Genomic DNA, 19,907 nt, shown 5'->3' with positions numbered 1-19,907 from the left:
CCCTTATTCTGCTCAGTTACTCTTCATTTAAATGAAATCGCGAGAACGTCAGAAGTCTGACCTCTCTACATTGTAAACGATTACCATGATGGAGACAAATAATATATTTCGGAATGAAACAAAGTGCCATTAGACTGGCAAGAATCATCAGCAGCCATTATAGCAGGAAAAAAGGCTGCTCCTTCAACTGCCTCACAGTTAAATTCACAACCTCTCTATCATTCTACTATTCTTTTAAGCTCGCGGATGGAATTTTGAATATACATCCTTGATCCGTACGTTCGTAATATGTGTATAAATTTGAGTTGTCGAAATATCCGCATGACCAAGCATTTCTTGGACGGCACGTAAATCAGCCCCATTCATCAATAGATGTGTCGCGAAAGAATGTCTTAGTGTATGCGGTGTTATTTCTTTTTCTATTTGTGCCGATTTTACAAGTCCTTTTAGAATCTTCCAAAATCCCTGCCTTGTCAGCCTGTTTCCATGATGATTCAAAAAAAGTGAATCTGTCCTGTGCTTGGGGCTAGCCATTTTCCCCCGGGAACTTTCCATATAATGTTGAATCGCACCCAATGCAGTTTGTCCAATCGGAATGATCCTCTCTTTATTCCCTTTCCCTACACAACGGACAAAACCCATCGATGCATGGACATCACTCACATCCATGGATATCAACTCACTGACACGCATACCCGTCGCATACATCAGTTCTAGCATCGCCTTATCGCGTAAACCGAATTCATCCATTTTCTTCGGTGCTTCCAATAGTGCTTCAACCTCTTCCATGCTTAATACCTTTGGAAGGCTTCGTTCCGGTTTTGGCGTTTCTATATGTATGGACGGATCCTGATCGGTTACTTTTTCCCTTAGAAGAAATTGATGAAAAGACCGAATGGAGGCTATATGACGCGCCACCGTCTTCGATGATTTCCCTTGATCCTTCAAATGCATTAGAAAATGCAGGATGTTCCCCCGCCGTGAATCATTCCACTCTTCAATGGTTTCAACATCTTTCAGATAGCTCCAATATGATCTTAAGTCACGCTCATACGAGACGAGCGTATTCTTGGCAAGTCCTTTTTCAATGGTTAAAAAATGAATGAAATCCCTAATTTGATTCTCCATATTCATTACTCCCCGTTTAAATAAAACAACATTAAGCGTTCAAGCCATGCATCATCACCGGTATCAACAGCCTTCGATACTTTTACAGCCATGCCTTTCGGTTCATCATAACGATGATAACTTTGATATTCCTGATTTAACCATACCATTCCTATATAAAAAAGAACAGTGAAGCTAACAAAGAGAACCATCACTTTAGCCGTGTGCAAAAAAAGCGATAATGATGTTTTCATCATCTTTCCCCTCCCATTCGATCCTTTGTATCAATCTATGCCCAACCGGACAAGTTTTATACGTGTTTCGGAAAGGAGAAAACGAAAACAGCTCTTACTTGAGAAAATAGGCTTTTAAAATGCAGAAAACCTTCTCCATTAAATGGAAAAGGCCCAACTTCATTCACCTTAATTTTCTTCTTTGTCATGACATCGATGACAAATGCCATGAAAGGTTAATCTATGGTCTTTTATCTTGAAGTTCCAGTCGCGTTCCACAATGTCTTCTACGTCTTCAAGTAGGTCTTCCTGGATCTCATCTACCGCACCACATTCCACACAAACAAGATGATGATGGAAATGCGCAGCTCCTTCTTGTCTTAAATCATAACGGGAAACCCCGTCTCCAAAGTTAATTTTATCTACTATCTTCAATTCAGTCAGCAACTCTAGCGTACGGTAAACTGTTGCCAATCCTATTTCCGGCGACTTTTCTTTGACAAGGAGGTAAACGTCTTCTGCGCTTAAATGATCCTCTTCATGCTCAAGTAAAACGCGGACGGTCGCTTCTCGCTGAGGCGTTAATTTGTAGCTGGACGAGTGTAACTGCTTTTTTATCCTATCAATTCTGTTTTCTATTTCCATACCTAATATTCCCTCCCGCGCCGCTATCCTATCCATTATATCAAAAGAGGGAAAACTGTCAAAATAGATTTCTTGTTAATGATAAAAAAATTTCCGCGAACGGTAAATTTCCATCAATGACCCAATAAACTTACGACATTTTTCATTAAAGAAGGAGATAGGTACGCTTCAAATGCAGCAGCTGTAATCAAAAATAACCCCGACAAAACCAATGAGAAAATATACCGTGAAATTATCGGCTTCAGCGGTTCACGAACCTGCTTAAGGAAAATCCGGCTGATCATTTTCATTGATAGTGAGACGGCAAGGACGGTTATTACGATGAATATCGGGACGATGAATATATTTTGGGGCAGAATAGCGACAAACGATAATAAGAACCCGCTCCATCCCATTTGATTGACTAAAAAGCCGACTGTGAATCCAACAACCATCCCTTTTATAAATAACAAAACCAGGATGACAGGCAAACCGATGACCGATATTCCGAGAATCCAGATGACCCCGATATATTTTATATTATGCATAATACTTTGGCTGAACATATCATGCGAAGATGCAAATTCACCTTTGGATACTTGTCCGAAAAATTGCGATAAATAATAGAACAAGTCTTCCTTTTGGGTAAAGCTCAAACTATTCACCAATATTGCCCCAAAAATGACACCCATCAAAAAAAGCACAGTGATAAAGACATATAATGAGGAATGTTCGTTAATATGTTTCATTACGGCATTTTGTACGACAGATTTTTTTTTCATCTTTCATCCTCCCAACTCCGCTTACTAGAATCTATGTTTTCACTCTCTCGTTTATGCTAAGAAAACTTACCCATCAGCCGAACACCTTGAACCCATTTTATGTTATAATTTTCCACATCAATGATATGGAGGCAGGATATGAAAGCTATATTAATGGATTTCCCCGAAAAAATTGAAACCCCACGATTATATCTAAGACCTTGTCAGCCTGGCGATGGCCTGGACGTTCACGAAGCCATTGTCCATCCTAAACCTGAATTGAAACAATGGCTGCCGTTTGCCCATCAAGATGTTTCTTTGGAAACTTCTGAACAGAACGTCCTTAAGTCCTTTTCGGACTTTATTTTAAAAGAGGATATTAGACTCCATATTTATAGGAAAGAAGACGATCAATTCATCGGTTCCACTGGTTTGCACCGAATTAACTGGGATATCCCTAAATTCGAAATTGGCTATTGGATTGATACGAGATATAGTAAACTAGGCTACATAACGGAGGCAGTGGAAAAGTTAACTAAATTCGCCTTTTACCATTATGGCGCAAAACGAGTCGAAATCCGCTGTGACCCTAATAATATTGCCAGCAAAAGTATTCCCGAGAAGCTGGGGTATACCCTTGAAGGAATTTTGCGTAACGACTGCCTTAGTGCAGACGGCAAGGAAGTACGGGACACCTCCATTTATGCAAAAACATCAAACTAAAAAAGCCCTGACAGACCTCATCTGTCAGGGCTTTTTTTCAGTAATTCCTTTTTGACCTTTCCGTACTTTCCTCCGCCCCCCACTTCAAAAGAAAGCGTTCCTTTTCTGGCAGAATCGATGTAGCCCGCCAATTTTTCAGGAACGATTTCCATGAGCTGTTCAAGCGTAACTTCATGAAGGATATTCATCTCTGTTCCAAATGCCACCAGCAGTTTTTCCATGGATTTAGGTCCGAGTCCTGGAATGAAATCGAGTGGTACTTGATGGATATATGGCGGCCTTTCCCTTCCATATCTTCCTTCCATCTCGGAAATGGAGAGTTCTTCGATCCTGGACGATACCCCTTTAATAATGGATTTATTACCACATTCGGGACATTGTTCACTATCCCTCAATACCTGATGTAAGCACCCTGAACATACGGTTTGATGATACTTTCCCAATAAGGGGTTCAATCCATAATTACTGGTCACCTTACGATTCCCTTTTTCTTTAAGGGCTTTTGCCAGCTCATTGAAACTTGGTTCTTCAAGCAGGACTTTTTGATATTCACGAGCGATTTTCCCAAGCGAATGCGCATCGGAATTTGTCACGAATACATAGGAGTCCAACTCCTCGATATCCTTGACCATTTCTGTATCTGAACTTAAACCAAGTTCGATGGCATCAATTAGCTTCGGATCGAATACTTCTGTCAGGCTGGATCGCACCCCTTTTCCATACAAGCTTTTAAATGGGGTGAAAACATGTGCCGGGATAAACAGGCCGCCCAGTGACTTCACGATCTTTTGCAGCGTTCTTCCATCACAATAAATCCTTTGGGAGCTCAAGGTGATATTTTTGACATGTCCGCTCATCCATGAGGAGAATTCCTTCATCGCTTTTAAAGTGGGAAAATAGGCGAGGACATGGATCGGTCCATTACAATTCTGATCATAAATTTCAATCTCCGAGCCTGGAATGATGGTTGTATTCTTGTATTGAAGTCCGCCTTCAATCTTTTCCGTGATCTCGCCAACCAGAATCCCCGCTTCGATCTCTTCGATAATTTCAGGAGAATGGCAATCGATTATCCCGATCAGATCAAGACCCTTCCTTTCACTTGCCACTTGCAGCACTTTGCTGAAGGTTAACGTTTTAGCACCTGTTATTTTAACGGCCCTTCCGCTTCTCGTTCTGCCTATATGGATATGCAGGTCAGCGTAAAACTCTTTCATTTATGATGTCATCGCCTTTTTCAACTGCAGATACTGAACTGCATATGCCGTTTTGGCATCCTGGATCTTCCCTTCATCCATGTAAGCTTGAGCTTCCTCCAACGTGAGTTCAAGCATCTCGACAAATTCATCTTCATCCAGTGGAGCCGCATTTTCTTTCTTTTTCAAATTGTGGGCCACATACAGATGGACCAATTCATCGGCGAAACCTGGGGATGTATAGAAGGATATGATGTGCTCCATTTTTTCACATTCATAACCTGTCTCCTCTTCCAGCTCCCGTTCAGCCGACAAAACCGGTTCTTCGCCTTTTTCCAGCTTTCCTGCAGGAATTTCCACCAAGCTTCTCTCCAGCGCTTTACGGTACTGTTCAACCATGATGATTTTATTTTCTGCCGTGAGAGCTATGATGGCAACCGCTCCCGGATGTTTGATTATTTCACGTTTACCCGTTTTCCCATCAGGAAGCTCTACATCATCCACTTGCAGGCTGATTACCTTTCCTGTGAAGATTTTTTCCGAAGACAGCGTTTTTTCTTCAAATTTTTTCATCCTGACCACTCCTCTGTTCTAATTGCTGCATGATTCCTCATACATTTTACCATAATAGAGATGGAGGGCGATTTAATGAAAGTTTACGTATTGGAAAAAAGCGTTACTTTATCCGGAAAGAGTTGGGAAATCCTTCAAAAACTAAAACAATTACAAAGTCAATATGTCTATATCAATGATTGGATTGCCGACATACACGATCAGGTGCCGTCCACTCCTCTAAAACGGATCAAGTGAATTCTTTGAGTGAAATGGATTTCTCCTTTACAATGAATGTAAAGGGAGTGGATAACATGAAAAAACGAAAACTAGGAAATTCAGACTTGCTAGTTTCTGAAATTGGGCTCGGATGCATGTCATTGGGGACTGTTGAAAATCAGGCATCCGAAATCATACAGGCCGCTTTAGATGAAGGAATCAATTACTTTGATACTGCTGACTTATATGATTTCGGTATGAATGAAGAAATCGTCGGAAAGAATTTAAAATCGGTCCGCGATAAGGTATACATAGCCACCAAGGTCGGAAACCGCTGGAATGAGAATAAAGATGCCTGGAGCTGGGATCCATCTGGCGCTTATATTAAAACGGCAGTAAAAGATAGCTTAAAGCGATTGGGGACTGATTATATTGATCTTTATCAGTTACATGGCGGCACCATTTCAGACAATATCGGAGAAACGGTAGAAGCATTTGAAGATTTGAAAAAAGAAGGCTATATCCGATATTATGGAATTTCCTCGATTCGTCCGAATGTAATCAAGGAATTCACTGAAAAGTCTGAGCTTGATTCCGTGATGATGCAGTTTAATCTACTTGACCGCCGCCCAGAAGAGTGGATATCCCTTTTGGCCAACAAACAGATCAGCATCATTGCCCGTGGCCCCCTTGCCAAAGGGCTGCTCAGTGAAAAAATGCTTGAAAAGGCAAATGAGGATGGATACCTTGATTATAGCTATCACGAACTTAAAGATTTGCTTCCGCACATAAAGGACAAACTTTCTGATAGGAAGTTGAATGAAACGGCACTTCAATATGTATTGTCCCATCAAAGCGTCGCTACCGTTGTACCAGGAGCAAGCTCAATACAGCAGCTCCGTGAGAACTGCCAGGCCGCTAACAACCCTTCACTGTCCAAAACTGAGTTGGATATCTTGAAGCAGTTGACCAAAGCAAACAAATATGAAAGTCACCGGGATTAAAAAGAATAGAACTAAACTATATGTTTCAAATGAATGTCAGGATGACATTTAGGCTGCACTATCTCCGTTTAACCAACGTGATAGGCAGCCTTTTTCCGTTCCATTTTTTCGCCATGCTGCTTCTGTACCGCTTTCAAGTTTCCTATCATTCCAATCCCTCTCCAAACCAATTTTGATCGATTACTTCATACAAATGTTTTTTCAACTTTTTCATTGGACAATTTAAAATTAGTGTTGTACAATTCAGTTGTGCACAATTAAAAATAAGAAGATAAGGGAGAAAAAATTATGACAAAAACATTATTTACAACGTCTGTAACAGTTGATGGCGGAAGAGAAGGAACGGCAATTTCAGCTGATGGCAACTTCACGGTTGATATTGCAATGCCTGGAACACCAAGGGCTAAACAGATGCCTGAAGCATCTAATCCGGAACAGCTTTTTGCAGCTGGATATGCTGCATGTTTTGATAGTGCTTTGCAATCAGTTGGTAAAATTGAACGCGTTTCTTTCGATTCCAAAGTCACCGCAAGCGTCAGCCTATTGATGGGTGAGATGCATCAGTACAGCTTGGCTGTAACTTTGGCCGTGAAGGGATCCGGGGTCGACAAGGAGACATTCGAAACCCTTGTTCATAAAGCACATCAAATGTGTCCTTATTCAAAAGCAATTAATGGCAATGTGGATGTCGCCTTTGAAATAGATGTAGATTAACGGATCTTCTTCGTGAATATCCGACAAAAAGACGCTTGGGGTTACCAAGCGTCTCAGACTGCAGACAAACTCGAAGAAAAGCGAGTTTAGTCTGCAGTTTTTTATTTAAAAAACGTTCCAGTTGATTTTAGAAATTCGCTCCCTTTCCGACGACTGTCTGCCAAGCCTCCTCGCCGCAAGCGTCTGTGGGGTCTCGGCTAGCCAGTCAGGAGAGTTCCCAATTTCTTCAATCTAGTGAGAGTTTCTTCTATATAAAATAAAAAACATAAAGGATAAACAAGTCTTCTTTTAAAATCATGGTTCGGGGTGAGACCAATCCGAACCTCCTGTCGTAAACTCAGACGCTTGGGTTTCCCAAGCGTCTCTTTGCTAAAATTCCTGTAATGTTTTCAATAGTTGGATCAGTGAAGCCTTTAAATCCTCAACCACCTTCTTATCCTCACCCGACATAGCTGAAATGCGATCGGGAATGAAACAGGCCTCTTCCTGTAATCCAATTCCCTTTTCCGTCAACTTAATCATGACAGACCGTTCATCTTCAGTCGAACGTTCACGGACAATCAAGCCATTCTGCTCCATTCGTTTCAACATGGGGGTAAGCGTTCCTGAGTCGAGGGCAAGGAGCTCCCCTAGTTTTTTTACTGTAAGTGTATCCTGTTCCCATAATAGAAGAAGAACAAGATATTGAGGATATGTCACTTCGAGTTTATCAAGCAGCGGTTTATATTTCTTCGTCATTTCCCTTGAACTTGCATAAAGCAGGAAACATAATTGGTCTTCCAGTACTTTTTCTATTTTACTTTGCATCATATCACCAGCTAATAGTAGTCCATCCGATATGAAAGCATATCGAACTTATCTTTAATATAATCGTTATACTTTATAAAATAAAGGGATATCAGCAAGTCCTGAACAGAAAAAGGGAGCCAGCCCTCTTAAAACTTAAACTGCTCCCTGCTCTTCATTTATAGTTCTTCCAGTTCAGATTGCTTTCACCCAATAGTTCTTCGAATGATTTATTCTTCTCCCGCCGCTTTCTTTCTTCGCGTTTTTTTTCTTCTTCCGCTGCCCTTTTTTCTTGTTCAGCCTCATTAAGTTCCTTTTGCTTTTGACGAAGCTGGGACATGATATCTTGATTGATCATATCACCAAGTTTCAATGAAGATGAATCTTTATCTTGGCTTTTGCTTTGATTTTGATTTCGCTGCTGTTTCTTTTTCATCCTTAACCCCCCCTGGCCATTTATGAAATTATTATATCACGACTGCCGTTTTCCTCGTCATGGTTTTCAAACAGTGTTTTCCCATTTCCCTCATGGTAAAATAAAGAAAATCACTGAGGAGGACCTTTCATGAAGAAATGGTGGTTTACACTGGCTGGAATCCTATCGTATATCATCGGCGTCGGCATTTATTTTTCCAATCGGATCATGTACATGAAAAAGAAGGAAGATGATTTTATCCAGAATCGTGAAATTATGGCTAAACGCCTGATCACGGAGGATTTTGATAATTTGCCTAAAACGGAAATTTGGGTATCGTCTCCATCCGGATATTCCTTGAAATGCTTGTTTATCGAACCGCATGATACCAATAAGTGGGTGGTCATTTCTCATGGTGTGACGGAGAATAAAGTCAATTCGATTAAGTACATGAATATTTTTCTTAAGCGGGGCTTCAATGCAATCATTTATGACCACCGCCGGCATGGGGATTCCGGTGGCAAGACGAGCAGTTATGGACATTATGAAAAATTCGACCTGAAAGCCGTAATCGATGAATTGAAAAGACGTAAAGGTCCCGACCTTCATATTGGCATTCATGGAGAATCCATGGGGGCCGTAACCCTGCTTTTATATGCCGGAATGCTTGAAGATGGTGCTGACTTTTACATTGCCGACTGTCCATTTTCAAATTTCGAGGATCAGATCAAACACCAGCTTAAGCATGTAGTCCCACTTCCCTCTTGGACCGTGTTTCCGCTTGGGCGTACGTTCATCAAACTCCGTGATGGATATTGGACCAATGAAGTGTCCCCAATCGATTATATGAAAAATATCCGAAACCCCGTGCTCTTCATCCATAGTGAAAATGACAGTTTCATTCCCGCTTCCATGACAGCGGAATTATATGCAGCAAAAGAGGGCCCAAAGCAGCTGTACATCGCTAAAAAAGGGGCCCACGCTCAATCTTATAATGAAAATCCAAAAGAATATGAAGATCAAATCGATCAGTTTCTAAAACTTGTCTGAGAAGAAGAGAGAGGGTATTCAAGATTCCCTCTTTGCTTCATTTAGATTTTATTAAAATAGCTCATCCTCGGATTTAAGATTTGATTCGGACTTTTTAATTGAAAGCTGTTCGCTTCCGGAACAAAGTCTATTTTCATGACTTCATCAAGAAAAATCATTTTTGATTTCTCCACATATAGAGAAATTCCGTTTGTTTCCACTTTTTCGGTACCTTCTTCAGGTTCGTTGACCCACCATAGCGCCGTCACACCACTTACCACGCAGCCACAGCCATCAGTATCATATTTCAACTGTAAATATCCTTCTTGTCCCTGTACCTTATGGGCTATTTTCTCAGCCGCTGTTTCCGTCCATTCAATATACATGATTGCACACCTCCCGATGTCTTTGCATTCCCCCATTATAAACGATAAAAACGCTTCTGTTAAAGAAACTGCTTCCTTTTGCAAGATCACCCATACGAAAATCACATTCTTCATTGACCGTGCTAACAAATGCTGATTCTCTTATGTCACGTGATTCCTTTCATCACGATGTCGTTTCGAAAATGAAAGGCTGTCCCTTGGGAACAGCCCTTCCGCTCATCATTCCATTATCCTTACATCCGCTATATCGGAAAGCCTGATATAGTGAGCCCGATCAAACCGATCAACGATGTGAAGCTTGTGGCTAAGCTCATTATAATAATGGATCCTGCCGATTAACAGCTGATACCGGTTTCCTTCATAATGAGCAATCGTGACATCCTTTCTTTCCTCCATCGCTTCCCCCATTACCGCATTCATTTCTTCCAGTTGCTGCTCATCCAGGATGCGCTTCGTTTCATAGCCATCTTCCACCACCCAATCCCGAAGCATCTTCACATGCTCCGGCAACATCATCGATGTCCATTTGATACGGCCGCGATCACGAATCATTCTTTTCCCTCCCTTCAAAGTCACTCTTACGCCTTATGCCCACCAAGCAGCCTGCTTCGGTAAACGGCTGTCCCCGCTTCCGTATACGAAACTGCACGCAATAGCGATTTGGCTCCATATTTATGGCGGATTCGATCAACCGTGTAACTCAATTCCCGCTTCTTCCAGCGCGAAGCATCAAATAAAGTCAGCTGCATTTCGTTATCATCCACAATATTCGAGAGTCTTACCTCTATGCTCCGAACCGTTTTTTGCTTATAGTTCTCATGAAAAAGCTCCAGGCACACTTTATATAACTCCATCGTAATGTTGGTCGGTTCGCTAATCGAACGTGAACGATGGAAACCTCCGCCAAACTCATCCTTGCTGTAGCCAATGCTTAGGCTCACCGTCCTTCCTGCCTTGCGATGGGTGCGTGCCCTTCTTCCAACTTCTTCGCAAATTTCCAGCATGACCTGCTTTACCTCCTGCTCCTCCTTATAATCCCGCAGCAGGATTTGACTTTTGCCGAAGCTGACCTGCCCTTCGATGATCGCTGCCCCCATATCAGATAAATCTATTCCCCACGCATGGTGGTAAAGCTGATTGCCCATAATTCCAAACTTCGCTTCAAGTAATTCAAGATCATAATTGGCAAGCTGCCCAACGGTAAATATTCCCATTCCATGAAGGGTTTTTTCTACGCGCCTGCCGATCCCCCACATTTCACGAAGCGGGGAAATCGGCCAAAGTTTGCTTGGCACATCCTCATACTTCCATTCTGCAATCCCTTTATGTTTGGCTTCCAAATCAAGGCAAAGTTTTGCCATAAGCATGTTCGGTCCAATTCCAATGGCACAGGGGAGCTGTAATTCCCGTTCGATTTCATCTTTTATCTTTTCAGCTATCATCCGGGCATCTCCCCATAAAGAAGCGGCACCATCGACTTTCACAAAACTTTCGTCCACACTATATACGTGAATCGCTTCTTTGGGCACATAACGGTTGAACAAGCGGGTGATTTCCGTCGAGACCCTTAAATAGGTCGCCATTTTAGGTTCAACGACCACAATCCTTGGATCATTCGGGATCTCAAACATCCGCGAACCTGTCTTGATGCCAAATTCCTTCTTCATCTTTGGAGAAGCCGCAAGCACAATGCTCCCTGTTCTCTTCAAATCACCAACCACCGCCAGATAACAATCAAGCGGGTCCAGACCAAGCATGACCGCTGAACAGCTTGCATAAAAACTTTTCATATCGATACACATAATTGATTGTTTCGGCATCGTCCCATAATCCATCATTTCTTCACCCTAACAAGAATATACGTTCGCTTTTATTATATTCACAACTTTAACCGAATATACGTTCTTATTCAATGGAAGTTTTCATACAAATTTCTACTTTTTATTGTAATTTCCTTGAAAAATATAATAAATACTAAAAATGGATAATATACCAAATTTATACTATAAATCCAAATAGTTTTTTAAAAAAGAATCAATTGGTAGCTTGAATAATTTTCAATAGATCCTTATACTTAGTTTTTTTAATTTTTTTCACCCTATTCAACAGGCTTTCGTCTATTTAAACTTTAGTCTTAATGCTCATTTTTTGTAATGAAACTGTAACCAAAATTATGTCTAATTGTCATAATGGTATTGTAGGATAATATTGTTAAGAATAATAGAGAGATAGATAGAGAGGAAATGAAAATTATGAAGAAATGGATCGCTTCAGCTGCTGTTGCATCTGCCATGATGCTAACCCCACTGCAAGCCTTTGCCAATATTGGAGACCAAACCCTCAGACCCGGAATGACACATAGTGATGTCAAACAACTACAACAACTTTTAAAAACCAAAGGTTATTTCACATATTCAGGTTCACTGACTACATATTATGGTACCTATTCTGTATCCGCAGTAAAAAAATTCCAAAAAGCCAAAGGGTTAACTGCCGATGGAATTGCCGGCCGTGGCACATTTAATGCGCTTGGTGTTTATAAGGTCAATAATACAAGCTTGATCAGCTATGCAAAAACCTTAATAGGCAAACCCTACAAATGGGGCGGAACAACACCAACTGGATTCGACTGCTCAGGCTTCGTCTATTACGTATTCCAGAAATCACAAGGAATTACCTTACCGCGTACAACATCCTTGCTCTATTCCAATACGGGTTTAAAAGTATCTTCACCAGCTAAAGGTGATCTTGTATTCTTTGATACTTCTTCTGGAAGAACAGGAGTATCCCATGTTGGGATCTATATCGGAAATGGTCAATTCATTAGTGCTACGTCTTCAAAAGGAATAACCATCACGGATATGGATAATTCTTATTGGAAACCAAAATATTTAGGTGCGAAAACTTTATAAAATCCAGGACATGAGCTCATCCCTGCGAGCGAAATCCCATAAAAAAACCGGACTGAATTCGATTCAGTCCGGTTTTTTTGATTTATTTTATATATAATATTTCATCCGTTAAATCCTCTACAGTCACGATGAATGATGAATCTAAGTTGGAACGATTCATCATTTCGATATTATAAACATGCTCTGAGGGCAAATGGACGACATCAAGAACCATGAATCGCTGACTTTCCGCTTTGCTGACATGATCGAGGGCAGCAGTGACCGCCCTTTGTTCGGCTAAGCTTTTTTCATCCGTCAAAACAAGAATCAATTCCGCCTCCGCTTTCCCAGGAAATGATTTCTTCACCCCACCCCGATGCCATGGTTTCACTTTCATCCCGATCTCCAGGTCAGAGAAATCGAGGTCATTACCATGTTGATCTTGAATATATGTATCATTGGTCACCTTATAGTACGTCCCTTTAATCAAAATCCTTTTATCGTCAAGATCCGTAATGAAACCTTCTTCCCCCTTATCTATGGCTTCATGCATGTTCCAATCAGAGGATTGACAGCTAACCAGAATAAAGGCAACAATAATATATATAAAAAGCTTTACAATCATCTTCATGAAAATCCCTCCTAAGAAATAGACGGATTCCCCATGAAATAGTTACCAATTTATTCAGAATAAAACTTCCGTTATTTCATAAAAAAGGGGAATGTCATCGACATTCCCCTTTGCCTATTATTAGACCATCTTTCGCCTTTTTGAACTAGCCTACTTTTTAAAAAATGCTTTTTTCCCTAATGTTTCGGTGATCTTTGGGAACATGTTATACCATTTCCCAGCTAAATTCATCCAGCCAGGGAGATTGATTTCCCTCTTATTGGTCAGCATCGCCGCTACGATTTTAGTAGCGACATCTCCAGGCTTAAGCATGAATTTTTCAACGTTCTTTAAGTATGTACCTGATTCATCCGCAATGTTAAAGAAATTCGTTTCTATGGGGCCAGGATTGACGGTGGTCACAAAAACACGATCTTCCATCAGCTCGAGCCGAAGTGCGTTTGAATATCCAAGAACTGCGAACTTGGTCGAAGAGTACAATGTTGATTTAGGAGTGGCGATTTTACCGGCCTGTGAAGCGATATTGATGATATGCCCCGATTTTCTCTGCTTCATATACGGAAGAACCAGTTTTGTGCAGGCCATTAATCCAATGACGTTGACAGCAAACATTGCTTTCGTTTCATTCAATTCCGTATCCTGCGCTTCTTTAAACGTGCCGAAACCAGCATTGTTAACCAACACATCCACTTCACCTATTTGCGCATGGATGTCATTAAATACATTTGTCACCTGATCAGTGTCTGCAACGTCAAGCTTATAGGCATATGCATCAATCCCATATTGGGTGATCAGTTCATTCTTTAGCAGCAATAATTTATCCATGCTTCTGGCCAAGAGGACGAGACGGCCTCCCTGCTTTGCACTTTGAATGGCAACTTCCTTGCCAATCCCTCCGGAAGCACCCGTAATAACAATAACTTTGCCTTGCAACTTATTCAAAAAAGTGGCCTCCTTGCGAACATTAAGCGATTGAATACAGAATGACCCCTGATTGGATTTCTGTTTGGACTTCACCCAAGTCTTCTAAATAGTCCAGCTGACCGACCGTTTCAGAAAGTGTCAGGCCCACTTCCTGAAGGTATACTTTCGGAAACAACTGCTGACACACTTCAAAGGCCGATAAAGGCTTATCTTGAAGCATGCTTTTCACCTGCATGGCACGGTTATGCTGACGCTCGAATCTATATTGAATCAAGTCGGCAACCGCATCTCCTTCCACTTCAGATCCATGTCCGGAATAAACAGTGGATATGGAAAAATCTAATAATTTCTGAAGTGATGCATTATATTGCAGTAATGGACGAGGTCTCATGCCTCCGGGAAGTAAAGGTGGTTCCATTAATGGATTAGGTGAAATCTTTGCAAGCAAGTGATCGCCAGCGATCATGACCCCGTCACTTTCCCGGTAAAAAGATAAATGGCTTTGCGCATGGCCTGGAGTCTCGATCACTTTCCAGCCTGGAAGACCAGGGAGCTCATCCCCCTCAGCCAAATATCCATGCAGCTTCCGTTCACTAAGGAAACTGATTTCGTCGCGGTTATGGATCAGTTTATTTTTCAGCTCTTCTGCCACTCCGAACTTTTTGGCATAATCAAGGAAAAAACGATTATGGGTTTCAAGGAAATCATCACTGATAGTCAGCCAGCGCTGATTGTTTTTGTGTCCATAAACCGGGATTTCCTTTTCAAAGAAATCGAGTGCACCAGCATGATCAGGATGATGGTGGGTTAAAATGATTTGTTCGATATCAGTCAGTTTCAGACCCAAATCCCCAAGTCCGTTAGTCAAGGCTTCCTTTGATCGTTTTGTTTTCACTCCAGTATCGATTAACGTTAGAGCATCCCCTTTAACTACATAAACATTCACATCACCCACTGCAAACGGTGTGGGCAAGGCAATTTTTGCAATATCTCCATTCCAATTCGCCATAATCTTTTCCACCTTAGAAAATTATATTTATATAAATCTTTTTATACGCTAAACAGGATTCTAATTATACTTATCATGTATAATTACCATTTTACATGTATTTTTAATTACTGTCATTATTTTCACATAATTCATGTCTACTTTTTATCGTCCATGCATATATTATCATTGACAGAGTACTGATATATCCTTCATAATCACAAGTAATTAAAGACGGCGTGGCTTTGATTAAGGCCAAGTAAATTATTGATGGCGTAAAGAGAGTGAAGCTCGGAATGTGCTGAAAGGCTTCATCGCCCCCTCATTATTGAACCTACCTTATGAGCCTTCAGGAAAACCTGACGTAATTCCCGCGTTAGAGGAATCAAGTGCAGCTATTCTGTTATTTATAATGGAAAAGTTGAACAAAGGTGGTACCACGGAAGCAGACCTTTCGTCCTTTATTGGATGAGGGGTCTTTTTGTTTTTCAAAAAAGGCCGAAATTTAAAAGAAAAAGGAGCGGAAAATATGAAAAAAATCGCGTTTATCGGAGCTGGATCGATGGCAGAAGCAATTATTTCGGGGCTGGTGACCCAACAGGTAATTGAACCAGCAAATATTTTTGTAACAAATAAATCAAATGATGATCGGTTCGATTATTTAAAGAACCAATATGGTGTAACTGCTACAAGATCGCTGCAGCTATTAGTACAGGATGCAAACCTTGTCGTACTGGCGGTGAAACCGAAAGATATTTTAGAAACGATGCAATCAATAAAAGAATACATTCGTGAAGAAATGCTGTTCATTTCCGTTGTTGCCGGGGTTCATACAACAAGCTTGGAAGGAATCGCCAATAAGCGGTTCTCGATCGTCCGTGCCATGCCTAATACATCGGCAGCGGTAGGAAAATCAGCAACGGCCCTTGCGGCTAACTGTCATACGAAAGAATCGCAATTACAAACGGCGATTACCCTTTTCGAAACGGTAGGTACGGTGGCAGTCGTCGACGAAACCCAGCTAGATGCGGTAACAGGCTTATCAGGCAGCGGTCCGGCTTATATTTATTACTTGGTCGAGGCATTGGAAAAATCAGCAGAAAAAATAGGTCTCGATTCCGAAACCGCTAAGCAATTGATTCTCCAGACACTGATGGGTGCGGCCGATATGTTACAGAAATCACCTAAAACGCCTGCCGTACTAAGAAAAGAAGTAACTTCACCAGGCGGAACGACTGAAGCAGGTCTGAAAGCACTTCAAGCACATCAAGTGGAAGAAGCATTCATTGCCTGTGTACAAGAAGCGACGGAGCAATCGAAGCGAATGGGAGATCAAATAAGTAAAGAACTAGCCAAATATGTAGTTTCACAGTAAGAGCGCATGCTGTTGCTTGGCCACTCCCGTACGGCCGTGGCCAAGCAACAGCCCTTTTTATGATCCGGACTTTTTCTAAGGGGTAATCCTTCCGGTGTGAGCGTTACTTTATAATCAGCATATCATTTTCATCAAAACTCCAATCCTTTGAATACGCAACCTCCCAATAGTAACCATCGGGGTCTGAAAAATATCCGCTGTATCCTCCCCAAAAAACATCCTGAGGAGATTTCTCGATTGTTCCCCCAGCCTTTTCAGCCTTGTTGATCACATCATCCACTTCTTCAATTGATTTAGCATTATAAGCGAGCGTAAGACCCGGGAAACCATTTTTCTTAGGCGGTTCTTTCTGATTGATGTCTTTTGCTAGCTCCTCTAAAGGATACAAAGCAAGTTTCGTTCCGGCATTATTAAAAAAAACGATTGCGGGTTCGTCCTCTTTAATCGATGTATGGAATCCCAACCCGTCCCGGTAAAACCTTAATGATTCAGTAATATCCCTGACACCTAAAGTTATAATGTTGATCCTGTTCATACTAGTCCTCCTTTTTCCATGTTTTAAGGGTAATTCGACATCTGGATCACTTTTCCCTTTTTAGCTTGATTGACCATCAGGCACATCATCACAAATGCTTCTTAAAGTTCCTAACAACGCTCACCATTTGCAAAAAGCGGCTCCAAGGGTAATTCCACCTTGGAGCCGCTTTTTGCAAATTACGTAAGAATTCCACTTTCTTTGCCGAATGAATACATGTTTTGTCATCTGTAAAGGAATTCCCTCATACTTCTCGAATTCAACAACCAAAAGGGGGAATCTCGATGAATACAAGTGCAGTTGCCCGGTTACTGAATGTTTCCCATAGTACGATTCAACGCTGGGTCACCCAATTGAACATGGAAGTAGAACGGAATCAACTTGGCCACTACCAGTTTTCGGATGAAGACATTGCATTATTGAGAAAAATCCAAGATCAGCTGAACGAGGGCATCATTCTCCAAAAGGTCAGCATCTCAGAGAAAAAGATTAGAAAAGCAACCATCCAAAAACACTCCGAACCGAATAAAGAACATGATCAACTGCTTGAACGGGTCATCAGGCTTGAAAATGGACTGAAAACAAAAGCGGACGATGTTGTATCCTATCAGATTTTACAGCACAGAAGTGAAATGGAAGAAATGCACAAACTCGTTAAGAAGCTCGAAGCCCGTATCGAAGCGTTAGAAACACCAATAGGTCAGCCATTTGATTATTTCCTCGCGGCTGAAGAAGCTGCTGCCACTAAAAAGACGAAGAAAAGGCCATTCATAAAAATGATTTTTGGAAACAAAAAGAACGATAGTTCATCATGGAGCACAGCCGACAGCGATTAACATTCAAGATCGTTCAAGATCACCCCACGATAGCCATTTTTCTTATGCCAAGCATTTCTTCAGTAATAGAAACTGACCTGATTAATTACCCCAAAATAAAAAGGCCCTGACCCAAGATTAATCTCACTGGGTCGGGCCTTTTCATCATCTTAAATCAACACTGAACGGTCATTGAGCATTTTTTCGCCTTTGATGCGCTGGAATTCGTTAAGCAGCTTTTCAACGGTTAGCTTCTGCTTTTCAGCGCCTCTAGCTTCAAAAATGATCTGTCCCTTATCCATCATGATCAAGGAATTTCCAAGATCGATTGCCTGCTGCATATTATGAGTCACCATCAAAGTCGTTAACTGGTTCTTTTCGACGATTTCCTTCGTCAGATTTGTAACGAGCTCTGCCCGTGAAGGATCAAGTGCTGCTGTATGTTCATCAAGAAGCAGGATTTTAGGGTCGGTGAAGGTCGCCATCAGCAATGATAGTGCCTGGCGCTCCCCTCCTGATAATAATCCCACTTTTGCAGTCATCCGGTTTTCCAAGCCTAAATGAAGGGTACCCAAACATTCTTTAAAAAGTTCTTTCCGTTTTTTTGTCACCCCAAAGCCTAACCCTCTTCTATTGGTTCTGCCATAGGCAATCGCCATATTTTCTTCAATCGTCATATGTGGTGCCGTACCTAGCATGGGATCCTGAAAAACGCGGCCAATCATTTTAGCACGGGCATGTTCTTCAATTGCCGATACGTTTTCACCATCAATGATGACTTCACCGGCATCAGGGAGAATCTTACCGGAAATCATATTCATCAACGTCGATTTACCTGCTCCATTACTTCCGATGACTGTTACGAATTCACCTTTTGTCATCTGCAGTTCCAGATTTCCAAGGGCTAGCTTTTCATCTGGTGTTCCCTCATTGAAGACCTTATAAATCTGATTTAATCGAAGCATATTCTTCCCCCCCTTTCGATAAAGTCCCATCATGACGCATCTGTATTTCTTTAAGCCGCCTTTTCTTCCGGCCTTTTTCCTTTTGTTTATCGGAAATTTTAGGAATGACAAGTGCCCCGACCACAATAAGTGCCGTAATTAATTTAACATCACCTGTTTCAAGAAATTCTACGCGAAGCGCCAAAGTTACGACGATTCGGTAAATGATCGCCCCTCCAATAACCGCAAGCGTCGCACGAGCAATCGTTTTTGCACCAAATAAAGCCTCACCGATAATGACGGATGCCAATCCGATTACGATGATTCCAATCCCCATGCCTATATCACTAAAACCGTTATATTGGGCAACCAAGGATCCCGAGAAAGCCACTAGTGCATTTCCGATTGCAAGTCCCAGGATCTTCATGTTGCCGGTATGGGCGGAAAAACTCTTGACCATAGCTTCATTATCACCAGTCGCCCGTAAAGCAAGACCAATTTCCGTTTTTAAAAAAGCTGACATTCCAGCTTGGATGACTACAGCCACAATCAGCATAACGATTAATATTGCCCACGTTTTTGGAAGGCTGTCACCGAGACCCACGAATGATAAAAGACCATTCAACAAATTGTCCAGCCCGGTGGCAGCCCAGGCATCCTGGATATTCGTGATAATGGTTGTTTGAGAAAGCAACGGAATGTTGGATGCACCCATGATCCTCAAATTGATTGAGTAGAGCGCGATCATCATTAAGATACCTGCCAAAAGAGGATTGATTTTCCCTTTCGTATGCAGGAACCCCGTTATCGTCCCAGCGATGAACCCAGCCACCATTGCACTTAACGTGGCAACGATCGGCGAGAAACCGTTAACGATCATAATGGCAGCAACAGACGCCCCTGTCACAAAACTGCCTTCCACTGTCATATCCGGGAAGTCGAGAATCCTGAATGTTAAATAGACACCAAGTGCCATGATCGCATAAATCATTCCCGACTCAAAAGAGTTGAATAAGGCTGAGAACATTTTTTTCTTCCTTCCCCGAACAAAAGCA

The 19,907-nt window shown here is 41.6% G+C and carries 25 protein-coding genes; 8 read left to right on the top strand and 17 right to left on the bottom strand.

All coding sequences use genetic code 11. The annotated features are described in order from the left end of the window. Nucleotides 1-234: 234 nt before the first annotated feature. The 4 genes from xerD to spoIIM all read right to left on the bottom strand — a co-directional run bounded on the left by xerD (nt 235) and on the right by spoIIM (nt 2,746). On the bottom strand, nt 235-1,128 hold the full coding sequence (gene xerD / locus BS1321_RS22185; RefSeq protein WP_063233142.1) for a site-specific tyrosine recombinase XerD: 894 nt from the start codon (nt 1,126-1,128) through the stop codon (nt 235-237). A gap of 5 nt (nt 1,129-1,133) precedes the next feature. After that, nucleotides 1,134-1,364 (bottom strand): YqzK family protein, encoded by a 231-nt coding sequence (locus BS1321_RS22180; RefSeq protein ID WP_375781423.1) that lies wholly within the window; start codon nt 1,362-1,364, stop codon nt 1,134-1,136. A gap of 165 nt (nt 1,365-1,529) precedes the next feature. Then, nucleotides 1,530-1,979, bottom strand: coding sequence for a ferric iron uptake transcriptional regulator (gene fur / locus BS1321_RS22175; RefSeq protein ID WP_034311309.1), 450 nt, complete (start codon nt 1,977-1,979; stop codon nt 1,530-1,532). A 119-nt stretch (nt 1,980-2,098) separates the two neighbouring features. Continuing rightward, entirely contained in the window at nt 2,099-2,746 is a 648-nt protein-coding gene (spoIIM, locus tag BS1321_RS22170) for a stage II sporulation protein M (protein WP_034308157.1), read from the bottom strand. A 138-nt stretch (nt 2,747-2,884) separates the two neighbouring features. Between spoIIM and BS1321_RS22165 the strand changes: the two genes are divergently transcribed. Then, complete coding sequence (locus BS1321_RS22165; RefSeq protein ID WP_063233141.1) at nt 2,885-3,448, top strand: GNAT family N-acetyltransferase; 564 nt, start codon at nt 2,885-2,887, stop codon at nt 3,446-3,448. A 17-nt stretch (nt 3,449-3,465) separates the two neighbouring features. On the opposite strand, the gene BS1321_RS22160 is transcribed toward BS1321_RS22165, so the two are convergent. Together BS1321_RS22160 and BS1321_RS22155 are read right to left on the bottom strand one after the other, a co-directional pair. Next, complete coding sequence (locus tag BS1321_RS22160) at nt 3,466-4,665, bottom strand: endonuclease Q family protein (protein WP_063233140.1); 1,200 nt, start codon at nt 4,663-4,665, stop codon at nt 3,466-3,468. Further along, on the bottom strand, nt 4,666-5,217 hold the full coding sequence (locus tag BS1321_RS22155) for an NUDIX hydrolase (RefSeq protein ID WP_063233139.1): 552 nt from the start codon (nt 5,215-5,217) through the stop codon (nt 4,666-4,668). A 75-nt stretch (nt 5,218-5,292) separates the two neighbouring features. On the opposite strand from BS1321_RS22155, the gene mciZ reads away from it, so the two are divergent. From mciZ to BS1321_RS22140, 3 genes are all read left to right on the top strand, one after another. Beyond that, on the top strand, nt 5,293-5,454 hold the full coding sequence (gene mciZ / locus BS1321_RS22150) for a Z-ring formation inhibitor MciZ (protein ID WP_081112906.1): 162 nt from the start codon (nt 5,293-5,295) through the stop codon (nt 5,452-5,454). Nucleotides 5,455-5,510: 56 nt separating this feature from the next. Then, complete coding sequence (locus BS1321_RS22145; RefSeq protein ID WP_063233138.1) at nt 5,511-6,419, top strand: aldo/keto reductase; 909 nt, start codon at nt 5,511-5,513, stop codon at nt 6,417-6,419. A gap of 288 nt (nt 6,420-6,707) precedes the next feature. Beyond that, complete coding sequence (locus BS1321_RS22140) at nt 6,708-7,133, top strand: Ohr family peroxiredoxin (protein ID WP_053535641.1); 426 nt, start codon at nt 6,708-6,710, stop codon at nt 7,131-7,133. A 369-nt stretch (nt 7,134-7,502) separates the two neighbouring features. On the opposite strand, the gene BS1321_RS22135 is transcribed toward BS1321_RS22140, so the two are convergent. Both BS1321_RS22135 and BS1321_RS22130 read right to left on the bottom strand, forming a co-directional pair. Next, nucleotides 7,503-7,940, bottom strand: a complete 438-nt coding sequence (locus tag BS1321_RS22135; protein WP_063233137.1) for a MarR family winged helix-turn-helix transcriptional regulator — start codon at nt 7,938-7,940, stop codon at nt 7,503-7,505. A gap of 154 nt (nt 7,941-8,094) precedes the next feature. Then, complete coding sequence (locus tag BS1321_RS22130) at nt 8,095-8,355, bottom strand: YqkE family protein (protein ID WP_063233136.1); 261 nt, start codon at nt 8,353-8,355, stop codon at nt 8,095-8,097. A 129-nt stretch (nt 8,356-8,484) separates the two neighbouring features. Between BS1321_RS22130 and BS1321_RS22125 the strand changes: the two genes are divergently transcribed. Then, on the top strand, nt 8,485-9,384 hold the full coding sequence (locus tag BS1321_RS22125) for an alpha/beta hydrolase (RefSeq protein ID WP_063233135.1): 900 nt from the start codon (nt 8,485-8,487) through the stop codon (nt 9,382-9,384). A gap of 41 nt (nt 9,385-9,425) precedes the next feature. On the opposite strand, the gene BS1321_RS22120 is transcribed toward BS1321_RS22125, so the two are convergent. The 3 genes from BS1321_RS22120 to BS1321_RS22110 form a co-directional block, all read right to left on the bottom strand. Then, on the bottom strand, nt 9,426-9,749 hold the full coding sequence (locus tag BS1321_RS22120) for an iron-sulfur cluster biosynthesis family protein (protein ID WP_063233183.1): 324 nt from the start codon (nt 9,747-9,749) through the stop codon (nt 9,426-9,428). Nucleotides 9,750-9,968: 219 nt separating this feature from the next. Next, nucleotides 9,969-10,301 (bottom strand): YolD-like family protein, encoded by a 333-nt coding sequence (locus tag BS1321_RS22115; RefSeq protein ID WP_063233134.1) that lies wholly within the window; start codon nt 10,299-10,301, stop codon nt 9,969-9,971. Between the two features lie 26 nt (nt 10,302-10,327). Further along, on the bottom strand, nt 10,328-11,587 hold the full coding sequence (locus tag BS1321_RS22110) for a Y-family DNA polymerase (RefSeq protein WP_063233133.1): 1,260 nt from the start codon (nt 11,585-11,587) through the stop codon (nt 10,328-10,330). A 414-nt stretch (nt 11,588-12,001) separates the two neighbouring features. On the opposite strand from BS1321_RS22110, the gene BS1321_RS22105 reads away from it, so the two are divergent. Next, nucleotides 12,002-12,661, top strand: a complete 660-nt coding sequence (locus tag BS1321_RS22105; RefSeq protein ID WP_057278768.1) for a C40 family peptidase — start codon at nt 12,002-12,004, stop codon at nt 12,659-12,661. 82 nt (nt 12,662-12,743) lie between these two features. On the opposite strand, the gene BS1321_RS22100 is transcribed toward BS1321_RS22105, so the two are convergent. From BS1321_RS22100 to BS1321_RS22090, 3 genes are all read right to left on the bottom strand, one after another. Further along, nucleotides 12,744-13,271, bottom strand: coding sequence for a DUF3221 domain-containing protein (locus BS1321_RS22100; protein ID WP_063233132.1), 528 nt, complete (start codon nt 13,269-13,271; stop codon nt 12,744-12,746). Nucleotides 13,272-13,421: 150 nt separating this feature from the next. Further along, nucleotides 13,422-14,213, bottom strand: a complete 792-nt coding sequence (locus BS1321_RS22095) for an SDR family NAD(P)-dependent oxidoreductase (RefSeq protein WP_063233131.1) — start codon at nt 14,211-14,213, stop codon at nt 13,422-13,424. 22 nt (nt 14,214-14,235) lie between these two features. Further along, a complete protein-coding gene (locus BS1321_RS22090; protein WP_063233130.1) occupies nt 14,236-15,204 on the bottom strand; it encodes an MBL fold metallo-hydrolase in 969 nt (322 codons plus the stop codon). Nucleotides 15,205-15,712: 508 nt separating this feature from the next. Between BS1321_RS22090 and proC the strand changes: the two genes are divergently transcribed. Further along, a complete protein-coding gene (gene proC / locus BS1321_RS22085) occupies nt 15,713-16,558 on the top strand; it encodes a pyrroline-5-carboxylate reductase (RefSeq protein ID WP_063233182.1) in 846 nt (281 codons plus the stop codon). A gap of 103 nt (nt 16,559-16,661) precedes the next feature. Here the strand turns inward: proC and BS1321_RS22080 are convergent, their stop codons facing one another. Beyond that, nucleotides 16,662-17,093, bottom strand: a complete 432-nt coding sequence (locus tag BS1321_RS22080) for a VOC family protein (protein WP_063233129.1) — start codon at nt 17,091-17,093, stop codon at nt 16,662-16,664. Nucleotides 17,094-17,377: 284 nt separating this feature from the next. Here BS1321_RS22080 and BS1321_RS22075 point away from each other — a divergent pair, with 284 nt between their 5' ends. Next, nucleotides 17,378-17,929 carry a MerR family transcriptional regulator gene (locus BS1321_RS22075; protein WP_063233128.1) on the top strand — a complete coding sequence of 184 codons (552 nt, stop codon included), beginning with the start codon at nt 17,378-17,380 and terminating at the stop codon, nt 17,927-17,929. 149 nt (nt 17,930-18,078) lie between these two features. Here BS1321_RS22075 and BS1321_RS22070 read toward each other — a convergent pair whose 3' ends face one another. Both BS1321_RS22070 and BS1321_RS22065 read right to left on the bottom strand, forming a co-directional pair. Next, the gene (locus BS1321_RS22070) at nt 18,079-18,873 is read right to left on the bottom strand and encodes an ABC transporter ATP-binding protein (RefSeq protein WP_063233127.1); all 795 of its coding nucleotides are present in this window, start codon (nt 18,871-18,873) and stop codon (nt 18,079-18,081) included. Further along, complete coding sequence (locus BS1321_RS22065) at nt 18,848-19,879, bottom strand: ABC transporter permease (RefSeq protein ID WP_063233126.1); 1,032 nt, start codon at nt 19,877-19,879, stop codon at nt 18,848-18,850. The genes BS1321_RS22070 and BS1321_RS22065 overlap by 26 nt, the downstream gene beginning before the upstream one ends. Between the last annotated feature and the right edge of the window lie 28 nt (nt 19,880-19,907).

Source organism: Peribacillus simplex NBRC 15720 = DSM 1321, assembly GCF_002243645.1.
Lineage (GTDB): Bacteria > Bacillota > Bacilli > Bacillales > DSM-1321 > Peribacillus > Peribacillus simplex.
The sequence above is the reverse complement of the archived record's forward strand: the minus strand, read 5'-3'. Positions and strand labels throughout refer to the sequence as shown.

Coding starts and splice junctions, on each gene's coding strand:
- xerD (WP_063233142.1), bottom strand. CDS start 1,128: ATGGAGAATCAAATTAGGGATTTCATTCATTTTTTAACCATTGAAAAA.
- BS1321_RS22180 (WP_375781423.1), bottom strand. CDS start 1,364: ATGATGAAAACATCATTATCGCTTTTTTTGCACACGGCTAAAGTGATG.
- spoIIM (WP_034308157.1), bottom strand. CDS start 2,746: ATGAAAAAAAAATCTGTCGTACAAAATGCCGTAATGAAACATATTAAC.
- BS1321_RS22165 (WP_063233141.1), top strand. CDS start 2,885: ATGAAAGCTATATTAATGGATTTCCCCGAAAAAATTGAAACCCCACGA.
- BS1321_RS22160 (WP_063233140.1), bottom strand. CDS start 4,665: ATGAAAGAGTTTTACGCTGACCTGCATATCCATATAGGCAGAACGAGA.
- BS1321_RS22155 (WP_063233139.1), bottom strand. CDS start 5,217: ATGAAAAAATTTGAAGAAAAAACGCTGTCTTCGGAAAAAATCTTCACA.
- mciZ (WP_081112906.1), top strand. CDS start 5,293: ATGAAAGTTTACGTATTGGAAAAAAGCGTTACTTTATCCGGAAAGAGT.
- BS1321_RS22145 (WP_063233138.1), top strand. CDS start 5,511: ATGAAAAAACGAAAACTAGGAAATTCAGACTTGCTAGTTTCTGAAATT.
- BS1321_RS22140 (WP_053535641.1), top strand. CDS start 6,708: ATGACAAAAACATTATTTACAACGTCTGTAACAGTTGATGGCGGAAGA.
- BS1321_RS22135 (WP_063233137.1), bottom strand. CDS start 7,940: ATGCAAAGTAAAATAGAAAAAGTACTGGAAGACCAATTATGTTTCCTG.
- BS1321_RS22130 (WP_063233136.1), bottom strand. CDS start 8,355: ATGAAAAAGAAACAGCAGCGAAATCAAAATCAAAGCAAAAGCCAAGAT.
- BS1321_RS22125 (WP_063233135.1), top strand. CDS start 8,485: ATGAAGAAATGGTGGTTTACACTGGCTGGAATCCTATCGTATATCATC.
- BS1321_RS22120 (WP_063233183.1), bottom strand. CDS start 9,749: ATGTATATTGAATGGACGGAAACAGCGGCTGAGAAAATAGCCCATAAG.
- BS1321_RS22115 (WP_063233134.1), bottom strand. CDS start 10,301: ATGATTCGTGATCGCGGCCGTATCAAATGGACATCGATGATGTTGCCG.
- BS1321_RS22110 (WP_063233133.1), bottom strand. CDS start 11,587: ATGATGGATTATGGGACGATGCCGAAACAATCAATTATGTGTATCGAT.
- BS1321_RS22105 (WP_057278768.1), top strand. CDS start 12,002: ATGAAGAAATGGATCGCTTCAGCTGCTGTTGCATCTGCCATGATGCTA.
- BS1321_RS22100 (WP_063233132.1), bottom strand. CDS start 13,271: ATGAAGATGATTGTAAAGCTTTTTATATATATTATTGTTGCCTTTATT.
- BS1321_RS22090 (WP_063233130.1), bottom strand. CDS start 15,204: ATGGCGAATTGGAATGGAGATATTGCAAAAATTGCCTTGCCCACACCG.
- proC (WP_063233182.1), top strand. CDS start 15,713: ATGAAAAAAATCGCGTTTATCGGAGCTGGATCGATGGCAGAAGCAATT.
- BS1321_RS22080 (WP_063233129.1), bottom strand. CDS start 17,093: ATGAACAGGATCAACATTATAACTTTAGGTGTCAGGGATATTACTGAA.
- BS1321_RS22075 (WP_063233128.1), top strand. CDS start 17,378: ATGAATACAAGTGCAGTTGCCCGGTTACTGAATGTTTCCCATAGTACG.
- BS1321_RS22070 (WP_063233127.1), bottom strand. CDS start 18,873: ATGCTTCGATTAAATCAGATTTATAAGGTCTTCAATGAGGGAACACCA.
- BS1321_RS22065 (WP_063233126.1), bottom strand. CDS start 19,879: ATGTTCTCAGCCTTATTCAACTCTTTTGAGTCGGGAATGATTTATGCG.